Raw genomic sequence first — 5361 nt, forward strand, 5'->3', positions numbered from 1 at the left:
GTCTTATACCTTAACGGTACATAGTTCGCGAGCAAGTGGCCGGGGATTCAGTAAGGGCGGTGTTTTAAGCATCAACGCCTTGCGATGTATAAATACATCGTAATACACCGAAACTTCCAAGCGCCAGCCATTACGCTGGCGCTTTTCCTATTGCGTAATTCGTACGTCAGGGGGTTTGGTGGCGTTCCCTTTGAGCCTGTTATTCCCCAAGCGACGCCTCCCACTCCTTGCCATCATCAAGGATAGGATGGGTATCACTCACCACAACCAGCGGCTTGCCACGATGGGCCAGCGCAAATCGCGATATCGCGCCGGCTTGCCCTTCCGGCATTGCTTGGCAGTTCGAACCTAGTGCCCCGACCCACACATACTGCCTAGATTCAATGCAGGCAAGGTAATAAGCCACACTCATGTTGTTCCCCTTTAATTTTTGCTTTGCCTACGCAAGCACTTTTCGAATCGCCCGCGCGAACCCCACCTCAAACACTGTCCGGCCGCGCGCGTTGACGATTTCGCCGTGGCTGCCTTCCCGCAGTCCCCGTTCCTCGAGGTAATCGGCTGACACCGCTTTCCACAAGGCTTCGCGCTCGGAAGGCGTGAGCTGCGCGGCCATGGCAAGTACGGTCACCGGCGGCGCTCCGGGCGCGGCTGTGATCGTCGCGCCCAGCGGGCGCCGGTCCACAGTCACCTGGGTGTTGGCCTTCAGCACGTTGAGCTGCGCCTTGAGCTTGTCGCGCTCAGCAATGATGGCCTGCATGATGGAGCGGATCGCCGGGTCCTCGATGCGCATCAGGTATTCGTGGCTCGCGAGCGTCTTCGGCGGCTTGGGCTCGGGTGGCCCGACGTAGGCGGCCCAGGCTTCAATCAGTGCCTTGTAGTCCGTCGACTGGGCGTTGTAGAGGGCACGCCCCTTCATGATGCCTTCGGCTTCTGCCAGGCGCCCGACGGCCGGCAGAGAGAAGTCGCGCGAGCCCGTCTCGTGCTGCCTGCGGCAGAGATCGTGCATCTTTGCCAGATTTGTGCGCCGGTTTGAGCGCCCGCCCTTGGCGAGCAGCGACTCCAGCACCGCGTCCGGGTGGATGTCGGTCGCACCATTCATGCTTCATCTCCTGAGAGGACCTGACGTCCAGCGGGGTGGNTGGCAGGAGGCAGAAGTGAGGTGAGGTCTAGGTCGAAGTGCTGGCTGAGGCTCAAGCCTGCATCCATCAGGCGAATGACTTGGCGCTGGCCCAACGCGGGATTCTCCGGGTTCATCTGCTGGGCAAGGCGGCGCAGGAAGGCGTTGCCGGCGAGCAGTTGCTCCTGTTCACTCAACAGCATGAACACGGGCGGCAGGTCGTCGCGGTAGAGCACCGCGTCGAGCAACTGGCTACGGCGGAACACCGCCTTTCCCGGTTCGAGGTCGGGGTAGACCTCGACGTTTTCGCAGACGCCCGCAAGTTGCAGCAGCTCCGACTCCGTTTCCTCGAAGGCGACCTGTACGTCGCCCCCCGTGCCGGCGGCCACCAACTCCGTGCCGGAGCCTTGCGGCGCGTCGAGCGCCGCCTTGCAGCGTTCGATGAGACGCCAGCAGGCCACCAGGTCTTCGGCGAGGTCGCTGAAGCGCTTTATGGCGCTCTCCCACACCCGCTCAGCCTGCCGGCAGGCGTCGAGCCTGGAGAATGGCTGGCCAGCATCCTCGGCGTCCGCCTTTTGCCTCTTTAGGTCTTGCAGCGTGTTCTCGTGCGCGAGACAGGCGTTGCGCGCCTCGTCGAAGTGATAGGCGAGCGTGTTGAACTGGGCAACGAGCGCCGGTAGGTGGTGCGGCTCGGTCACGAACCAGCGGCAGCGCACGCAGTTGCGGCTGCCGCCCGGAACAGGTCCATACTTGGGAGCCGAGAGTGAGCCAATGTTCGAGCCGCCGTTGTAGCAGCCACCCACAACACTGTTATCCTCGACCTCGCTGGTGTTGCCGCCGACGAGACACAGGCCGTGGTGCATGGGCATCCAGCCCGCCGGGTTGCGCGCGGCCGGATGCTGCGGGACGGCGGCGGCGAGGATGGGCACGCTGTTACAGATGGCCTTTTGCAGCAACTCGTCGTGCTCGGTGTCGAGCAGGAAGTTTTGGATGCTCGCCTCTTTGTTCATTTCCAGCCGCTCCGCTGCACCGAGCAGCACGTCGCGGATGTGCGTCGCGCCGGGCTTGGTGTAGTAGAGGGTCATCAGCAGGCGGCTGTGGCCGACGAGTTTCTGCAGGATAGGGAACGGCACCTGGCCTTCGAGCGCCAGCGCGGTGATGAGGGATACGCGCAGGCTGTGCAGGGGGAAGAGGGTCGTCAGTCCATTGTTCTGTTCTTCCGGCGGCGGGAGGAAACGTATCGCCGCTCCGTTGTGATGGGTTTCACCTCGGTCGGCCAGCCGCAGTTCCAGTGCTTCCAGCAGCGAGAACCAGCAGCTGTCCAGCCCCCTGTTCCGGATAGGCCGATGACGTTCGCCGTCTCCCGCCTCCGGTATCCTGAAGAGGAAGCAGGTATCCGGGTAGCCCGCCAGTTGCACCTCGCTCTTTGCCTTCATGTGACGACCATCGAGTTCCGTCCAGGACGTCCGCCGCGAGACGGGGTTGTACTTCGCCTGCCAGTTGCGCAGCTTCTCCAGCCAGTAGAAGACATCCTGATGCACCGGCCCGCCAAAGGACCACGGCAGCACGTAGCCCTTCTCGGAACCGGACTTGGTGATGTCGGCGGTCTTGTTGGTGTTGATGTAGAGCACTGTCGAGACCGCCCCGACGTCGGCGAGCGGGTCATTGCGGCGAAACACGCCCTGTTGCAGCGGCTGGCGTTCACTGCCCTGAGCGAGCCGGCTCGGATTCAATGACCAGTTGCCCGCCGCGTAGCGCCAGGTATCGGCTTCACCCGAATCAAGCATGCGGACCTGGAAGGTGCGCAGCGGCAGGATGAGCTTCACGAGCAGGGCAACCCACCGCACCGGGCTCCACATCTCCAAGCGAGTTCCGTTCTTGAGGGGCCGCTCGCGCCACACGCAGTCCGGGTCGTTCCGGTCTATCTGTGCCTTGGCCACTTCGAACCAGTCGGGTGCACCGCGCCCACGCTGGCCGATTTCCACGCCCAAGGCGGCCTGCGCCCACTGCCAGTCCCGGAAGTGCGGTCCCGCCGCGAGCATCTGCCGCAGTTCGTCGATGTAACCATAGGGCAGCGGCGAATGCACGCTCTCGTCGCGCTTCGGCAGACCGCCATTGGACATCCGGGAAACGGGGTTGCGAAACGCCGGCGAGACCACCGGCCGGCCGTGGTCGTCGATTTCGCTGAACTCGCGCAGCAGCACGAAGTGCAGGAAGGCGTGGATGTAGTTGTTGTACTTGATACCTTTCAGGGAATCGGGGCAGGCTGTCCGGTAGAACTCAGGCAGGACGGTGGTGCACGCCAGGAAAGATGCCGGGTCGAGCGGTAGCCCCTGCTGGATTAGGTAGCGCTCCACGAACGCCACCAACCCGAGCAGTTTGTCACCCACGTTCGTTGTCTCTCCCTTCAACCATTCCACTGCTAGCGCGCGCCAGGCCGAGAGCTGCGGATAGTCGCGCTCGACCCAGCCTAAGTTGGTATCCGTGTCGCGGCTCACTCCTTTCCCGTTGCGAGCTTGAGTGGCAGGTGCCTTGGGCGCATACGCTTTCTTCTTTTCGGCCATAAGGGTTCCTCAGTCGTTGAGTTCGATGCCAGGCAGCAACAGGCCGGACGCGGACGGTGTCCCGGTGTGCCTGTCCCGCAATCGCTGCGCGGCCGCCTCCAGCGCAGCCAGTGCCTCTCGGGTATTCGCCTGCGTATAGACCTCCTGGCTCTCCAGCGAGGCGTGATGCATGAAGCGGCGGATGAGCGTCTTGTCGATGCCAGCGTTGCGAAGGCGCCGGCCGTAGGCGTGACGGTGTCCGTGTGGCGTTGTGCCCAGCGCCTTGCTCACCGTGAGCCCGATGCGCTCGCACGCTGCGGCATGGGCCTTGTTGTACTGGGTGAGCGTGTACATGGCGCCGACGGGCTCGCGGTTCAGGTTGATGAAGGCGAAGGGGTGGCCACGCTCGACGCGTGCGACCTGCTCGAGATAGCGGTGCCAGAGTTGCAGGAACCACTCGCCATACTCGGGCAGAAACCAGTACGCTTGCTTGTAGTACGCGGCGTCATGGGTGCCGCCCTTCCAGCCGGCGTGCCGCCGATCCATCAGATCGGTACGTGGCACCAGGCCAAACTGGTGGGCGAGATACTCCGCCCTGCTGCCTCTACGCGGGCGTCCAAGTTTGTCGCGCCAATCGGCAGGCGCGGAGCCGTAGCTTGGATGGTGAATCAGGACCTTGGCCTGCTTCAGATTGGCTGGATCTGGAAACACGTCGGGGATGAAGAGATGGAAAGGCTCGGATTCGCGAAACCCCGCCCCGTGTAACAGCAATGTGATGAGCATGCTTCGATAGTCATAACGACCACCCGCGCAGAAACCCTTCAGCAGTAATTCCTCAAAGCGCTCCTCAGGGAAGGCCGGCGGATCGCCTTTTTCGACATTCGGAGCGCGTCGGCTTCGCACGCGATATGCAGCCTGGGCGGAGGACGAGTTCGCCGCCCATATATGCCCAAGGAACGCCTTGCTGCGTCGGTACTGGTATGCAGCCTCATCGGTTTGCCGGTCGAAAGCCCCGCCTGCATAGCGGGGATTCACTGCGGCAGTCTCAGGGCGCACTTCCCCAAGCCAATCAAAAAAGTCGGAGAGATGCGTGATGATGTGCGACGCATCTCGCGGTGAACGTGGCGCCCAGCACAAGCCACTGGGGTCAAGGCCGGTGGCCCGATCAAACGTGCCGGTGTAGAGCCTCTGGGCGAAGTTCTGGAACAGACGATGAGTATCGCGCTCCGCCGGATTGGACTGTAGGTATTCAAGAAACATCCGGACGGACCGGGTTACCTTGGTCATCCATGCCAAGCTGCGGTCGTGACTACGAAAGAGGTAGTAGTCGAGCAGCGGCTCCAAGATACCCGCTGGCGTCAATACCACCGGAAGTTCCGCGTACACGCCTGTCCAATCGGTATGTATGCGCGCCTTGACCGTCACAAACATGTGAAGCGGTCGGTCAGCGGATTGAACAAAGCGACATCGCGGGACGGGCCACGCGGTGGAGCCTCGACGACACGCGGGATCACGACTACATCTCCAACTCTGCGCAAGCTATTCTCGCCATACATAAAAAGGCGCGGATTATACATACGATGCCATCGCACGGTATAGCTTCAACATCTGAAAGGCAAAAAAACACCCCTTCAAGAGGGGTGTTCGAAGTGAATTCCGCTCAGCGTTACAGAACTATGTATTCCTTGCTGGGGGGAATAA

At 62.1% G+C, this 5361-nt stretch carries 4 protein-coding genes; all 4 read right to left on the minus strand.

Going from position 1 to position 5361, the window contains the following annotated elements; all coding sequences use genetic code 11:
* Window positions 1-199: 199 nt before the first annotated feature.
* Window positions 200-412, minus strand: coding sequence for a hypothetical protein (locus tag M0D64_RS44480; protein WP_266262263.1), 213 nt, complete (start codon window positions 410-412; stop codon window positions 200-202).
* 27 nt (window positions 413-439) lie between these two features.
* Window positions 440-1099, minus strand: coding sequence for a gamma-mobile-trio protein GmtX (gmtX, locus tag M0D64_RS44485; protein ID WP_266262264.1), 660 nt, complete (start codon window positions 1097-1099; stop codon window positions 440-442).
* Window positions 1096-3681 carry a VPA1269 family protein gene (locus M0D64_RS44490; protein WP_266262265.1) on the minus strand — a complete coding sequence of 862 codons (2586 nt, stop codon included), beginning with the start codon at window positions 3679-3681 and terminating at the stop codon, window positions 1096-1098. Before M0D64_RS44490 ends, gmtX begins: the two co-directional genes overlap by 4 nt.
* 9 nt (window positions 3682-3690) lie before the next feature.
* Entirely contained in the window at window positions 3691-5091 is a 1401-nt protein-coding gene (gene gmtY / locus M0D64_RS44495) for a gamma-mobile-trio recombinase GmtY (protein WP_266262266.1), read from the minus strand.
* Between the last annotated feature and the right edge of the window lie 270 nt (window positions 5092-5361).

This window comes from Paraburkholderia sp. WS6 (assembly GCF_030464835.1).
Taxonomy (GTDB): Bacteria; Pseudomonadota; Gammaproteobacteria; order Burkholderiales; family Burkholderiaceae; genus Paraburkholderia; species Paraburkholderia madseniana.